At 54.3% G+C, this 14,347-nt stretch carries 14 protein-coding genes and 1 tRNA gene; 13 read left to right on the top strand and 2 right to left on the bottom strand.

What is annotated here, in order from left to right; translation table 11 throughout:
- Positions 1–8: 8 nt before the first annotated feature.
- From sufB to RUA4292_RS13180, 8 genes are all read left to right on the top strand, one after another.
- A complete protein-coding gene (sufB, locus tag RUA4292_RS13215; protein WP_058277970.1) occupies positions 9–1,529 on the top strand; it encodes a Fe-S cluster assembly protein SufB in 1,521 nt (506 codons plus the stop codon).
- Between the two features lie 70 nt (positions 1,530–1,599).
- Positions 1,600–2,355 carry a Fe-S cluster assembly ATPase SufC gene (gene sufC, locus RUA4292_RS13210; protein WP_058271675.1) on the top strand — a complete coding sequence of 252 codons (756 nt, stop codon included), beginning with the start codon at positions 1,600–1,602 and terminating at the stop codon, positions 2,353–2,355.
- Positions 2,355–3,635, top strand: a complete 1,281-nt coding sequence (locus tag RUA4292_RS13205) for a SufB/SufD family protein (protein WP_058277969.1) — start codon at positions 2,355–2,357, stop codon at positions 3,633–3,635. The genes sufC and RUA4292_RS13205 overlap by 1 nt, the downstream gene beginning before the upstream one ends.
- On the top strand, positions 3,635–4,120 hold the full coding sequence (locus RUA4292_RS13200) for a YIP1 family protein (protein ID WP_058277968.1): 486 nt from the start codon (positions 3,635–3,637) through the stop codon (positions 4,118–4,120). Before RUA4292_RS13205 ends, RUA4292_RS13200 begins: the two co-directional genes overlap by 1 nt.
- Positions 4,117–4,683, top strand: coding sequence for a Yip1 family protein (locus RUA4292_RS13195; protein WP_058277967.1), 567 nt, complete (start codon positions 4,117–4,119; stop codon positions 4,681–4,683). Before RUA4292_RS13200 ends, RUA4292_RS13195 begins: the two co-directional genes overlap by 4 nt.
- A gap of 13 nt (positions 4,684–4,696) precedes the next feature.
- The gene (locus RUA4292_RS13190; RefSeq protein WP_058277966.1) at positions 4,697–5,917 is read left to right on the top strand and encodes a cysteine desulfurase; all 1,221 of its coding nucleotides are present in this window, start codon (positions 4,697–4,699) and stop codon (positions 5,915–5,917) included.
- A 66-nt stretch (positions 5,918–5,983) separates the two neighbouring features.
- Positions 5,984–6,060, top strand: a tRNA-Arg gene (locus RUA4292_RS13185).
- 87 nt (positions 6,061–6,147) lie between these two features.
- Entirely contained in the window at positions 6,148–6,387 is a 240-nt protein-coding gene (locus RUA4292_RS13180; RefSeq protein WP_233493430.1) for a hypothetical protein, read from the top strand.
- Positions 6,388–8,397: 2,010 nt separating this feature from the next.
- Here RUA4292_RS13180 and RUA4292_RS13175 read toward each other — a convergent pair.
- The gene (locus RUA4292_RS13175) at positions 8,398–8,775 is read right to left on the bottom strand and encodes a hypothetical protein (protein ID WP_145974950.1); all 378 of its coding nucleotides are present in this window, start codon (positions 8,773–8,775) and stop codon (positions 8,398–8,400) included.
- A gap of 425 nt (positions 8,776–9,200) precedes the next feature.
- On the opposite strand from RUA4292_RS13175, the gene RUA4292_RS24785 reads away from it, so the two are divergent.
- Both RUA4292_RS24785 and RUA4292_RS24490 read left to right on the top strand, forming a co-directional pair.
- Entirely contained in the window at positions 9,201–9,434 is a 234-nt protein-coding gene (locus RUA4292_RS24785) for a hypothetical protein (protein WP_058277963.1), read from the top strand.
- Between the two features lie 373 nt (positions 9,435–9,807).
- Positions 9,808–10,272: a hypothetical protein gene (locus RUA4292_RS24490; protein WP_145974949.1), complete on the top strand. Its 465-nt coding sequence runs from the start codon at positions 9,808–9,810 to the stop codon at positions 10,270–10,272.
- A 412-nt stretch (positions 10,273–10,684) separates the two neighbouring features.
- Here the strand turns inward: RUA4292_RS24490 and mepK are convergent, their stop codons facing one another.
- Positions 10,685–11,254 carry a peptidoglycan L,D-endopeptidase MepK gene (gene mepK, locus RUA4292_RS13165; RefSeq protein WP_058277962.1) on the bottom strand — a complete coding sequence of 190 codons (570 nt, stop codon included), beginning with the start codon at positions 11,252–11,254 and terminating at the stop codon, positions 10,685–10,687.
- 83 nt (positions 11,255–11,337) lie between these two features.
- Here mepK and RUA4292_RS13160 point away from each other — a divergent pair, with 83 nt between their 5' ends.
- Genes RUA4292_RS13160 through lpxD form a run of 3 tightly spaced genes read left to right on the top strand, consistent with a single transcriptional unit; the run spans position 11,338 to position 14,340 of the window.
- Complete coding sequence (locus RUA4292_RS13160) at positions 11,338–11,595, top strand: hypothetical protein (protein ID WP_058277961.1); 258 nt, start codon at positions 11,338–11,340, stop codon at positions 11,593–11,595.
- Positions 11,596–11,608: 13 nt separating this feature from the next.
- Positions 11,609–13,213, top strand: a complete 1,605-nt coding sequence (locus RUA4292_RS13155) for a L,D-transpeptidase family protein (protein WP_058277960.1) — start codon at positions 11,609–11,611, stop codon at positions 13,211–13,213.
- Positions 13,214–13,248: 35 nt separating this feature from the next.
- Positions 13,249–14,340 carry a UDP-3-O-(3-hydroxymyristoyl)glucosamine N-acyltransferase gene (gene lpxD, locus RUA4292_RS13150; RefSeq protein ID WP_058277959.1) on the top strand — a complete coding sequence of 364 codons (1,092 nt, stop codon included), beginning with the start codon at positions 13,249–13,251 and terminating at the stop codon, positions 14,338–14,340.
- Positions 14,341–14,347: the final 7 nt, after the last annotated feature.

Raw genomic sequence — 14,347 nt, 5'->3', positions numbered from 1 at the left:
GGTGTCATATGGCCGCTTTGGACCAGACCCAGGTAAAAGAGGGTGTCGATCAGGAAACCGTGGACGCGGTACGCGAGGTCAGTACCTACAAATACGGTTGGGATACCGATATCGAGATGGAATACGCGCCCAAGGGCGTGAACCCGGACATCGTTCGGCTGATCTCGGATAAGAACGAAGAGCCCGAATGGATGACCGAATGGCGTCTGGCGGCCTTCGAACGCTGGACCAAGATGGATGAGCCGAACTGGGCCATGGTTCATTATCCAAAGATCGATTTCCAGGACCAGTATTACTATGCCCGTCCCAAGTCGATGGAGGAGAAGCCGAAGTCGCTGGACGAGGTCGATCCAAAGCTGCTGGCTACTTACGAAAAGCTGGGTATCCCGCTGAAAGAACAGATGATACTCGCCGGTGTCGAGGGTGCCGAGGACATGCCCGCCGAGGGTCGCAAGGTGGCCGTGGACGCGGTGTTTGACTCCGTGTCCGTGGGAACAACCTTCCAGGACGAGCTGGCGAAACACGGCGTGATTTTCTGTTCGATCTCCGAAGCGATCAGGGAACATCCGGAACTGGTCAAGAAGTACCTTGGCACCGTTGTTCCAGTGTCTGATAACTTTTACGCCACGCTGAACTCGGCCGTGTTTTCGGATGGCTCGTTCGTCTACATTCCACCGGGTGTTCGCTGCCCGATGGAGTTGAGCACCTATTTCCGCATCAACGCGGAAAACACAGGCCAGTTCGAACGGACCCTGATCATCGCGGACAAGGGGTCTTACGTCTCTTATCTGGAAGGTTGCACCGCGCCACAGCGCGATACAGCTCAGCTGCACGCGGCGGTAGTCGAGATCATCATCGAAGAAGATGCTGAGGTGAAATACTCGACCGTTCAGAACTGGTTCCCCGGGGATGAAAACGGCAAGGGCGGTATCTACAACTTTGTGACCAAGCGCGCCGATTGCCGGGGTGACCGGTCCAAGGTGATGTGGACCCAAGTGGAAACCGGATCCGCCGTGACCTGGAAGTACCCTTCTTGCATCCTGCGCGGTGATGAAAGCCAGGGTGAGTTCTACTCGATCGCTATCACCAACAACATGCAGCAAGCTGATACCGGCACCAAAATGGTGCATCTGGGCAAGAACACCAAGTCGCGCATCGTGTCCAAAGGGATCAGCGCGGGTAAAGCGCAGAACACCTATCGTGGTCTGGTCTCAATGCATCCCAAGGCAAAGGACAGCCGCAACTACACCCAGTGTGACAGCTTGCTGATCGGTGATAAATGCGGGGCTCACACGGTGCCGTATATCGAGGTTCGCAACAATTCATCGCGCGTGGAACATGAGGCGACGACATCCAAGGTAGATGACGATCAGCTGTTCTACTGCCGTCAGCGCGGCATGGACGAGGAAGAGGCCGTGGCCCTGGTCGTCAACGGGTTCTGCAAGGACGTCCTGCAGGCGTTGCCGATGGAGTTTGCCATGGAAGCGCAGCAGTTGGTGGCCATCAGCCTTGAAGGGTCAGTGGGTTAACCCCGCATTCCTCTGAATTTAGAACATATCGGGGCCGGATGGCCCCTTGCGGTACGCAAAAGGACAAAAAATGCTGGAAATCAAAAACCTGCACGTGAAGCTTGAGGAAGAAGAAAAGCAAATCCTCAAAGGTGTCGATCTGACGGTTGAGGCCGGAAAAGTACATGCGATCATGGGGCCGAACGGCTCGGGCAAGTCGACGCTCAGCTATGTGCTGTCGGGCCGCGATGGGTACGAAGTGACCGAAGGCTCTGCCACGCTGGAAGGTGAGGACCTTTTGGAGATGGAGCCGGAAGAGCGCGCGGCTGCGGGTGTCTTCCTGGCGTTCCAATACCCTGTTGAGATCCCGGGTGTTGGCAACATGACCTTCCTGCGCACGGCCGTGAACGCTCAGCGCAAGGCGCGCGGCGAAGACGAGCTGTCAGCTGCTGATTTCCTGAAGGAAGTTCGGGCCAAGGCAAAATCGCTGAAAATCGACGCGGACATGCTCAAGCGTCCGGTAAACGTTGGCTTCTCAGGCGGTGAGAAGAAGCGGAACGAAATCCTGCAGATGGCGATGCTGGAACCCAAGATGTGCATCCTGGACGAAACGGATTCGGGTCTGGACGTCGATGCGATGAAACTGGTGGCTGAAGGCGTGAACGCGCTGCGTGATGAAGGCCGTGGTTTCCTGGTCATCACCCACTATCAGCGCCTGTTGGACCACATCAAACCTGATGTCGTGCACATCATGGCGGACGGTCGCATCGTTAAAACCGGTGGTCCCGAACTGGCGTTGGAAGTTGAAAACAACGGTTATGCCGACATCCTGGCAGAGGTGAACTGATGGCTTTGCCCGAAGTAAAACAAACCGCGACCGAGGCACGGCTGGCCACGCTGACCATGCCCGAAGCCGGCTGCACCCGAGCCGCGCGCGAAGACGCGCTGGCGCGAGTGCTGGAAATGGGTCTGCCGGGGCGGCGCGACGAGTATTGGAAGTACACGCGCCCTGACACCCTGATCTCGGCCGAGCAGCCGCATGCAGCATTGTTCCACTCAGACGAGCCGCTGCTGTTTGGCAATCTCGACCGGTTGAAGATCGTTTTCATCGACGGTGTGTTCAGCGCCGAAGACTCGGATGATTTAGAGCTGGAAGGTGTCAACATCGACCGGATCGAGGATATCTGCTGTAAGGATATTCACTGGGCCAAAGAGTTGTACGGCGTTCTGGAATCGCGCGGGCAATCCCCGGTTCAGCGGCCGTTGGCTGCTTTGAATACCGCCTTTGCCGCAGATGGCGTTGCGATCCACGTTACCGGCAAACCGACCAAGCCGATCAGCCTGATCTATCGCCATGCATCCGAGACCTCGGACGCCATGCTGCATCACATCATCCGTGTCGAAAGCGGCGCTGAAGTGACGGTTCTGGAAAACGGTCCTGCGGCATCACGGTTCAACAAATGCATTGAGATCGACATCGCCGATGGCGGTACGCTGCATCACGTGCGCGCGCAGGGCAGGGACCACGAACGTCGCGCTGCGACACACATGTTCACGCGTCTGGGTCAGGAATCTGTCTATAAATCCTTCACGCTGACGGTGAATGGCATTTTGACCCGCAACGAACAGGTAATCGAACTGACCGGTGACGACGCCATAGCTCATGTGGCGGGAGCTTGTGTTGGCGACGGCGATTTTCATCATGACGACACAGTTTTCGTTACCCATGACGCGGTGAACTGCGAAAGCCGTCAGGTCTTTAAGAAAGTTCTGCGCAACGGCGCGACCGGCGTGTTCCAGGGTAAGATCCTGGTCAAGGAAGGCGCACAGAAGACTGATGGATATCAGATCAGCCAATCCTTGCTGCTGGATGATGACAGCCAGTTCCTCGCCAAGCCCGAGCTTGAGATCTATGCCGACGATGTTGCGTGTTCGCATGGCTCAACCTCGGGTGCGATTGATGAGACGGCGCTGTTTTACCTGCGTTCGCGTGGGGTTTCGGTTAAGGACGCCACCAATATGCTGACGCTGGCATTTTTGGCCGAAGCCGTCGATGAGATCGAGGATGAGGAATTGGCTGAGGCCATCGTAAACCGCCTTGAAGGCTGGCTGTCGCGACACATCTGATGCCTTTGACCTCGGATATCGTGGCCACCTATCGGGGGCCGGGTCGTGTCGTGCGGCGGCTTCTTGATCTAGGCCCGCGCGAGGACCGGGCGCTGATGTTTGTCATGGCGTTTTGCATTGTGGCATTCATAGCGCAATTGCCCAGCCTTGCGCGACGCGCGCATATCGAAGGACTAGAGCTGGATATGCTGATGGGCGGTGCCTTGATGGGCACTGTCATTATCCTGCCTCTGTTTTTCTACCTGCTGGCATTTGTCTCATACGGCGCGGCCCGGTTGGTTGGTGGTCAGGGGACGTCCTATGGCGCTAGATTGGCTCTGTTCTGGGCGCTATTATCCTCAACACCTCTGGTTTTGTTGAATGGTTTGGTCGGCGGTTTCATAGGATCTGGCCCGGCCCTGACACTCGTCGGGATCGTCTGGTTCGCAGTGTTCCTTTGGTTCTGGCTGGCAGGTCTCAGTCAAGCGCAAAGGCGGCAAGAATGAATCCCACTGGCTTTGTTGATCTTGCGATTTTGACCCTGACACACCCCGCCCAAGCGGCCCGGCGCCTTTTGGACATGCGGCCGGGGCGAGAAATCTTATGGCTTTCTTTCTTTCTGGCCGTGGTGCTCAACGGCCTTGTGCAACTGGGTATTGATCATTTGCTTCCAGTCCCCGGTGATGAATCCGTACCCCCACCCACGCCTGTACTCCTGGGTCTGGTCCGATCTGCCGGCGCCATGCTGCTAAGCGTCGGGGCATTCCTGTTCGTAGGGAGGTTTCTGGGTGGCCGTGCAACATTCGATGACATCCTGACGCTGACCATCTGGCTGCAGTACCTTCAGATCGCTGCGATGGTGATCACGCTGGTCATTACGATCGTGCTGCCGTTTTTGATGCTGATGTTTTTGCTGGCCACGGCGATTATCAGCCTTTACGTCACGCTCCATTTTCTGAATGAAGCGCACCAGTTCGGTTCGCTTGCTAAATCCTTCGGGGTCATCGTGTTATCTGCTTTGATTGCAGTGCCCTTTGTCCTCGCATTAACGCCCGGCGGCCCCGTATAGGGAGTAGAAGACCATGTATGACGTGCAGAAAATCCGCTCAGACTTTCCAATCCTGTCTCGGGAAGTGAACGGCAAGCCGTTGACCTATCTGGACAATGGCGCATCGGCGCAGAAACCGCAGGCCGTGATTGATGCGGTGACACGGGCATATTCCGAAGAATACGCGAATGTTCACCGCGGCCTGCATTACCTGTCCAATCTGGCGACCGAGAAATACGAATCCGTTCGCGGAACCATCGCCCGTTTTCTGGGCGCGGCGAACGAGGATGAGATTGTCTTGAACTCGGGCACGACCGAGGGGATCAACCTGGTCGCCTATGGCTGGGCCATGCCGCGCATGGAGGCCGGGGATGAGATCGTGCTGAGCGTGATGGAACACCACGCCAATATTGTCCCCTGGCATTTTCTGCGCGAACGTCAGGGCGTCGTCCTGAAATGGGTCGATGTGGACGCAGATGGTGGGCTTGACCCGCAGGCCGTGATCGACGCGATCGGTCCCAAGACCAAGCTGGTTGCAGTGACGCAGTGTTCGAACGTGTTGGGCACAGTGGTTGACGTCAAAGCGATCACAGAAGGCGCACACGCGAAAGGCGTTCCGGTGCTGGTCGATGGCAGCCAGGGCGCTGTGCACATGCCCGTCAATGTCGCCGATATCGGCTGCGATTTCTATGCAATTACTGGCCACAAGCTTTATGGCCCTTCGGGGTCGGGTGCGATTTACATCAAATCCGAACGCATGGCCGAGATGCGCCCCTTTATCGGTGGCGGCGACATGATCAAAGAGGTCAGCAAGGACCAGGTGATCTACAACGACCCGCCAATGAAGTTCGAGGCCGGAACGCCCGGTATTGTTCAAACCATCGGTTTGGGTGTTGCGCTGGATTACATGATGGATCTGGGGATGGAAAATATCGCCGCTCATGAGGCCGGGTTGCGCGACTATGCCATGCAGAAACTGACCGGTCTGAATTGGTTGCAGGTTCAGGGCACACGCCCGGACAAGGCCGCGATCTTCAGCTTTACGATGGACGGGGCAGGGCACGCGCATGATGTCTCGACCATTCTGGACAAGAAAGGCGTGGCTGTCCGTGCCGGTCATCACTGCGCTGGTCCTCTTATGGATTTCTACGGTGTCACCGCGACTTGCCGCGCAAGCTTTGGTCTGTACAACACTACGGACGAGGTCGACATACTGATCGACGCGCTGGAATTGGCACATGATTTGTTTGCGTGAATCCTGGCCGATCCGGAAAGATTTGCAGTTGCACCCGGATCGGATCAAGGTTAGCTAACGGCCAAGGCACCTGTAGCTCAGCTGGATAGAGCGCTGCCCTCCGAAGGCAGAGGCCAGAGGTTCGAATCCTCTCAGGTGCGCCATCATCGCTATATTTCTAAGGTTTGTTGGGCAAAACAGTCGCTTCTGTACCACCTTTGCGGGAGTTTAAGTACCACATGGCTATCGTGATGAAGATCAAATATCTCGACAAACTCAAGGAAGGCTTCAGGTTCAAGCGCAGGTTCCCTGCGGACGTCGCTCAGGTCACCGGAAGAGAGTTTTTTCAAGCTCGGTTCGCAGTGAAGGAAGAGGGGCCTGCTCTGCTCCGTGAGCATGCCGCCTTGCTGAGAGATTTTGAGGATACCGTCAGGGCTGCCAGATGGCAGGCTACAGGTTCGGAAGAAGTGCCACCTAGAGAGAGATGGTAGGGGATGCAACAGATACGAGGTATGGCGCTGATCGGATTAGCGAACCCGCGCTGCCGGCAAGGGGAACCTGCTGGAGATGCAGCGCGGGCCGTCCCAACAGAGGGATAACTCAGAGATAGTGCCAATACCGTGCATGGGTCTGTGCCAGATGGCCGCAACGGATGCTGAAAGCACCAGACAAGGATTGGAAAGTTAATCGGCCATTCGGGCAGGCTGGGCATTCGGGTCAGGACCTATTATCCGGCACAGACATCAACGGCGGCTCCTGTACGCAGCGGGCGTTCAACAAAATCAAGGCAGCGACCGAGTTGTAGACAAAGCTGACTTAGAAAAGTCGATCGATTTCCTAGCGCTAGCTATGGCACTAGAAATCCGGAAGCACTCACTCGCTTAATGTTTTGACGATAGTCGGGTTAGGGCCGGCCTCCAACTCCCCAATACTCCTTATCAGGTCCTTGGTATCCAGCCCCTTCATAACTGTCATAGCTGCACAGCCTCACAACGATGATTACGAAGAGGGCCATGAGGATTGCTCTGGCAGTTGGGGTTTGGAGCAAGTATTTCATCATTCTTATGTAATATTGCGTGATTGATCTGACAAAGAAGTCCCGCTCATTTTCACTCAGCTCGCCAATAGAGCCGAACTAGCCGAACACGAACTGACACTGCTGGCCACGTTGGGGGCAAAACGCTTCCGTTGCGAACTAGGCGAAAGCGTCACCCAACTTCTTTGGTTATGTAAAAAACAAAAACTATCCCTAGCATTTGATGCAGTAGCTGTGTGTTTGCTCAGGACACTTTCAAAGGCTTGAGCTATTGTCTTCGACACCACGAGCGCCAGCCATTACATCCTTGGCAGAAAGTGACGTGCTTTTGGCAGAACCTCGCAAGCCTAAGTCGAGCGCGTCTTCCAAATCCAATACATAGATTGGAATGGAGATAGGCGGATGCCGAATATCGAAAGACTAATTGAAGAACCAACGCTTGAACGGCTCACTAGAACTAAAGCGAAAATGAAAGCGCAGGGTTGGAAGCCCATTGGATCACCTGTTAAATCCGAGGCGGGTTACTCACAACTCATCCAACGAAACTGCTGTCTGTGCTGAGCTCCCATTATGGGTTCCGCAACGTTTCTTCGTTCCGGAAGCGCAGATCTTGCTAACAGGTTCGTTGTCAGGCCTCGGCACAATCCACCCGCCAATAAAGTCTAAAACACGAAAAAGATTGGCATTAAATCGAAAGACCAGTCGGTTTATCTTTCTATCCTCGGTCCGAGTTTTTTCTTAAGTTTCATCGTGACCGATATGTCAAATTCAACTCTGCTTCTTTCGAGCTCATTGCGGCCCAAATTGCGCGCTGAGCAAACGTCTTCGGATATAGGTGCGCACCACTCCGAATTGCCATTCAACGCAATCGAATTGGATGGTTTATCTGTATTGGGTCCGTTAATCCTTTTCAGAATCGTATTTGTCGCATTTCGCTTTGCTTCTCGCGCAAACAGCGGATTAAAGTACGAGAAGTCCGCTCAGTATCGCCAAACTCCCAGAACCCGAAAGTCAGTACCGGGATCGTCACGACAGCGACCCACACCATTCGATGCTCAAACTGCAAAACTGTTGTCAGCCAGCAAAGTTGTGCAAGGGAAGGCATGTGTGACAGATGGCGATACAATCGTCATCAACAAAACGCCGATACGATTGTTCGGTCTTTCTCGAGGGTGGAAAGACGTGGCCTTGAGGTGACCCCAGCGGGGGAATGCGCGGCGTTTTGTATTATCTCTCGCACTCAGACTTTTTTGCCAATTTTTCGCTGTTAAGCGGTGGCTTAGCTCAAAAAAAGCCGGCAATGGAAGGACGCAATTGTAATGTGCCGTGAAATAGAAAATCGCGGCGCTTGCAAAAGCACCCGTTTATTGAAGCCGAGAATCCGCATAGTTCACTCAGGTAGTTCTGCTGTCTCAAAGGGGAGTTCCCGAGCACGCCACCATCTCGGATTGGGGTTTCCAAAATTTTAAGAGCGTGACTTCCTAAAGCGCTGGGTTCTTCGATGCAATTCCTTGACGCGCAATAACTCGTCTGTAGTAAGTGGCTCAATGTTCAGCTTCTCAAATGCCATCCATGCAGCTGACTTGGTCTCCTCCGACGCATTGCCGCCTGGATGTAACGCCATGCGGATTAATTTATACTCACTTGGCGTCAGCATCTTTTGGCCTCCATTTTCGAGGCCTTCGATCCTCTTCATTAAGGCATCCACGCCTTCCGCCATCAAATCCACCTGACGTTCCAAACGCTCTGCCATATCAAGTGTGACACTTTCCGTTACAGGCGCTGTTGTAACGCTTTCCGTTACAGATGAACCTGTAACGAGAGGTTTCCCATCAGCAGTCAAACCGGCGGCCCTACGCCTTTTTCTTAGGGCTGTAACGCGACATTTGCTCCCGCAGTATTTCTTGCGAGGACCACCTATCAGCGTCACACCACAGTTCTCGCAGTTGGACATCAAACACTTTCCGTTACAGGCACCTGTAACGAAAGCTATTCGATTTGAACTCGCGCAACTAGTCCAATTACTTAGTCCGTGAAACGGGTGTGACCGGGCAGCAGCGACGGCTAATCGAAGTGCCGGTTCAGTAGTTGGCGAAGCTATTCCCTATGTGGGCGCTGCGCTAATCGTGGGCGTGACAGCGCTCGAACTGTATGACCTTTGTGCAACTGTAAAAAATTAGAATGCCTGTAGGGCATGTCATGTGGCAGGCACGCTTTCGTGACAACCCTAGGCCATAACCTGACCCGGAGACTGTAGTGCTTAGAAAGATGGCCCTCCTTGCCCTGTTTGTGATCGCTGCCTGTGACAGCAGAACTGAACGACTGTCGCGGGAATATCAGATCGGTGAAGAGTTGATGATCGATTGTCGGGAAAATGGGCAGCGATGTCCTGAGTATCTCAATTTCAAAAAACGCTTCGAAGCAAATGTTGACAACGTCACCACCTTTGAACGCAGTCTTGCGACCCACAAGGCGCGGATAGCGCGAGGCGCTCCGGTCTAACTTCCGGTTGTTGTGACGGGGCATTAACCAGCCTGCGGGCGGCCAATCGGTCATAGTTAGCGATACTAAAGTATAGTCTCATATACATATGCGCCTCTATTGGTATGGGTCGTCTTGTGCTCCACTTCAGAAGCATAGTCCTTATGTGAACCCCTCCTGCGGCCAGCATCCCGTTGCCGTAGGGACTTTGCCAGCTTCGCAAAAACCGCTTACTGGAACAGCGGAGCTGGCGTCTTTTAAGAAACCTAATTCACAACACTAGTTTTTTTGAATGTCGTCTGCAGCCTGACATCACGGTCGCAGCAGTAGTTTCGGGTGTGAGGCTTTCCGTGAAGCAGGTGCGCATTCATTATAATTTTGCCTAGAAATAGCGATGGTGAAAACACTTTGGAAGACTTGGGAATATTCTACTTCATTCGGCGGTTTCACACGAACCTTGTTAGAACGCCCGGTTGACCCATGGGGAGGAAGCACCGTCATTATTCCAATAAAAGCCACGGCAATTGACTACGGCAGCTTGCAGGACACTTTTCCGCGGGGAAATCTAACGTGGTTATTGGTTTTGGGGGCAGGAGATAGATGTGTAGGTTTGCCGCATTCGAACAAGAAAGATGCCACTGAAAAGGCTGAAGTTTTTAAGCGCCATGGCGTAGACCACGCCCAGGTATTTCCTCTCCACCAACAGCCTTACGGAACTACTGGTGGTAGCGTGAAAAAGTTTGCGACAGGGGCGAAGCCCTGCTTTCAATCCTTGCGCTCCTCCAAAATGGAATGGTTGCAGTTGCGAGGCATGGCGCAGAGATCGCCAACGTATTGCCCAAAACACTTCGGTCATTAGCGCTCAAGGTTTCTTTCCCACGCCTTGACACTCGCTGTACCACTTCACAACCCACTAGCGGCCGGATTATCCAATAAAATAAAGGTTTAAGGGGAGGTTGGATTCGCACAAGAGCCATCTCAGGTGCGCCATTTCTAATCAGATATTGAACTGTCAATATTGCCTCGAACTCGTCGCTGATGGACGGTTCGAAAGTTAGTGAACAAAGTTTCTTCCCTGCAGATTGAAGAAATCAAACAAGAATCAACAGCAGACAGGTGGTAGTGGTACTACAATGGAAAACAGAATCACGTGCGGTGGTTGTTCAGATTCTTTGATGTCTCGCTCGCCGCGAAATGAAATGTACTTGACGTCTGAAAGGAACAAAGAGCGCCCAAGGGCGCTCGTCGTTAAGAAACAGTTTGGGTGTCTTTTAGCCGCCCCAGCTGCGAACCTCGCCGCAATCCATATGGACGAAGTTCGAGCGGTGGTACTTGCCGACACCGCCAGCGCGGCAGGACATAGCTGCTTTGGCCATCTGGGATACGGAACGGGAGGACAGGCGCAAGTCTGCAGCCTGGCCTTTCATGTGTAGCGAGTTCTTGGCCACACGGCGCGAACGAGACCGCAGCATTGCATTGGTTTGGGGGGAGCGGTAGCCGGACAAAAGAGTGTAGGGCTCATTCACGTCCAGAAGATTATGAGAGGCTGCCATGATGTCGATGGTGCGCAAATCCATGGATTTGGCCTGATCAGTACGCCAGTCGCGCATGAAGTGGTTCACTTCTTTCACAGCGTCCTTGATGTATTTTCCGTCAACCCAATATATCATATCAAGCCGTTCGCCCGTGCGGCCCGAATACATACGGATACGGCGAATATCGCCGCCACCGCGCAAAAAACCTGCTGCATTGGAATAAGTCGGTGCTGCTACAACTGCTGTTGCAGCGAGTGCGCGCAATAGGGCACGCCGGGTCAAGCCCGATGTACTGCTCGTGGTCATTTCGTTTCGTCCCGTACTGTTCCTGCCTGCGCACGATGTTACGCGCGCGATCTTGATTTTTTCCCATCCGAGATGCGGGATTTATGACACAGTACGAAATGCCAGCCAAGAAATCTTTCACATTCATCTTTTCAAGGGGGAATTTTCGGCGAATTTTTGCGCAGGTGATGCAAATCGGTATAGTATTGAAGCAATTAGGCGTTGGCGCAACGCAGCCGATGCAAACGCGCATCAGGCTCGGATGGATGCTTTGGATTGATGTATTTGTGAATGGACAAAACGTCCAGCTGAAAACCATATTCATTCGGAACGCGCCTCAGAACGCGCAAAGTATTGAATAATCAAGGTCATCCCATGCGAGCACTTTATCGGTTGCCTAAAAGTCTTATCTTCGCCGCTTGCATTACGGCGTCTGCCTCTGTGGCAAGTGCCCAGTCTGCACCCGGAACGGCATTTCAAATGGCTGTGGCCGAGTTTGCTCCTGCAGGTTCAGGTCTGGCAGAGTTCTATCGTACCAACGCCTTTGCCCCAATATGGGTGGGCGACACGCCTGAGCATGAAGCGCGCAGAGCGCGGTTGATAAAGGCGTTATCTTCCACAAACCTGCATGGCTTGCCCGAAGGGGGCTTTGACGTTCAATCGATCTTATCAAAAATGCAGGACGCCAGATCGCTGCGGGATTTGGGTGCGGTTGAAATCGAATTAAGCAAGGCGTTTGTCAGCTATGCAAGTGATCTGTTTTCAGGCGCATTGCGTCCTGCGCAGATTGACGATGGGCTGGTCCGCACAGTGTCGCGTCGGTCGGCCAATGACCATTTGCAGGGCCTACTTACTGCGGAGGGTGACGCGTATTTCGATCTGCTTGCACCGCAATCTACCCAATACCGCGCGTTGATGAAACAGAAGATCGCGCTTGAGGCATTGGTCAACCAAGGCGGTTGGGGTGCTGGTGTGCCTGTGGGTAAGTTGGAATATGGCGATACCGGATCTAATGTAATTAAGGTTCGTAACCGTCTGATTGCAATGGGGTATCTAAGCCCGACCGCAAGCCCGAAATTCGATGAGGCAATGCTAGCTGCTGTCAAAGACTTCCAGCAGGCGCACGGTCTGGCCACCGATGGTGTCGCCGGTGAGGGCACGATCACCGAGCTTAACCGTACTGCGTCCGAGCGTTTGAAGGCCGTTTATGTTGCACTGGAACGCGAACGCTGGTTGCCGCGTGAACGGGGTGAGCGGCACATTCTGGTCAACCAGGCCGACTTTTCGGCCAAGATCGTGGACGATGGCCGGATTACCTTTGAGACCCGCGCCGTGATTGGCAAGAACGTGCATGACCGTCGCAGCCCGGAGTTTTCGGACGAGATGGAGCATATGGTCATCAACCCCAGTTGGTATGTGCCGCGCTCGATCATCACCAAGGAATATCTGCCAAAACTGCAGTCAAATCCGAACGCCGTTGGCCACATCCAGATCACGGATCGCAGCGGTCGTCTGGTTAATCGGGGCGCGGTTGACTTCACCCAGTTCAACACAAGAAACTTCCCGTTTGCCATGCGTCAGCCCCCCAGCAAAAGCAACGCGCTGGGGTTGGTAAAGTTCATGTTTCCCAATAAGCACAACATCTATCTGCATGATACGCCTCAGAAATCTCTGTTTGCACGTGAGACGCGAGCGTTCTCGCACGGGTGTATCCGGTTGGCGCAACCCTTCGAGTTTGCCTATGCACTTTTGGCCAAACAGGAAGAGGACCCAAAGGCGTTTTTCCACCGTATATTGGCGTCCGGCAAGGAAACGACTGTCCCGCTGGAACAGCATGTTCCGGTACATCTGATCTATCGCACCGCCTATGTCGGTCCGAAAGGTGAGGTTCAGTACCGCCGCGATGTCTATGACCGGGACCGGAAAATCTGGGACGCTCTGCAGAAAGCAGGGGTAGCCCTGCCGGACGTTCAGGGGTAATCACCGGGGCAGGTCCTTAACTCGGGAAGCCCGTCATGCAGTACACTATTCAGCAAATCGCCGAAGCCTTGGGCGCGGACTGTCAGGGTGAACTTGGCCTTATTATAGAGCGCGCCGCAGAACCGGTCGATGCCCGGCCGTCTGACCTGGCAATGGCGATGTCGCCGAAATACGCGGACGCGCTTAGCACGGGTGCCGCCCGCGCCGCCGTTTTGTGGGAAGGTGCGGATTGGCAGGCTCTGGGGCTGGAGGCCGCGATTTTTGTGCCGCGTCCACGCATGGCGATGGCGGGTATCACGGCAATGCTGGACCGCGGGCAAGGAGTGCAGCCGGGCATTCACCCCTCTGCCGTAATCGACCCAACGGCGGAGATAGGCGAGGGTGCCTCGATCGGCCCATTGGCGGTTGTTGGTGCCGGTGCGTGTATCGGTAAGAATGCGGTCATCGGTCCACATTGCGTGATCGGTCTGGATGCCGTTCTGGGCGACGACGCGTTTCTGCGCGAGATGGTGAGTATCGGAGCAAGGGCTCAGATCGGTGATCGTTTCATTGTGCAACCCGGCGCTAGGATCGGCAGTGACGGTTTCAGCTTTGTGACGCCCGAGGTATCAGGCGTGGAAAACGCCCGCAAATCCATGGGCGATCAGGGTGAAGCCCGGGCGCAGAGCTGGCTCCGCATTCATTCTTTGGGTGCCGTCGAGATTGGCGATGATGTCGAAGTCGGTGCGAATTGCACCATTGACAATGGAACCATCAGGAACACCCGCATCGGCGATGGCTCAAAGCTAGATAACCAGGTTCATATCGGGCACAATACACGTGTAGGACAGGATTGCCTGCTATGTGGGCAAAGCGGTGTGTCCGGATCAGCCGAAATTGGAAATAACGTTGTTTTGGGCGGACAAACCGGAGTGTCGGACAACATCTTTGTCGGCGATGGTGTGATTGCGGGCGGGGGCTCAAAAATCTTGTCCAACGTGCCCAATGGGCGTGTGGTTATGGGCTATCCAGCCGTCAAAATGGAAACGCATACAGACATTTACAAAGCACAGCGCCGGCTGCCGAGATTAGCACGTGACGTTGAGGCGCTGAAAAAGGCTGTTTCCAAACAGCCTCCAAGCGATTAAATCAACC

Origin of the sequence: Ruegeria atlantica (assembly GCF_001458195.1) — a bacterium.
Classification (GTDB): domain Bacteria; phylum Pseudomonadota; class Alphaproteobacteria; order Rhodobacterales; family Rhodobacteraceae; genus Ruegeria; species Ruegeria atlantica.
Note: the sequence above shows the minus strand (reverse complement) of the source record. Positions and strands in the feature narration are given on the sequence as shown.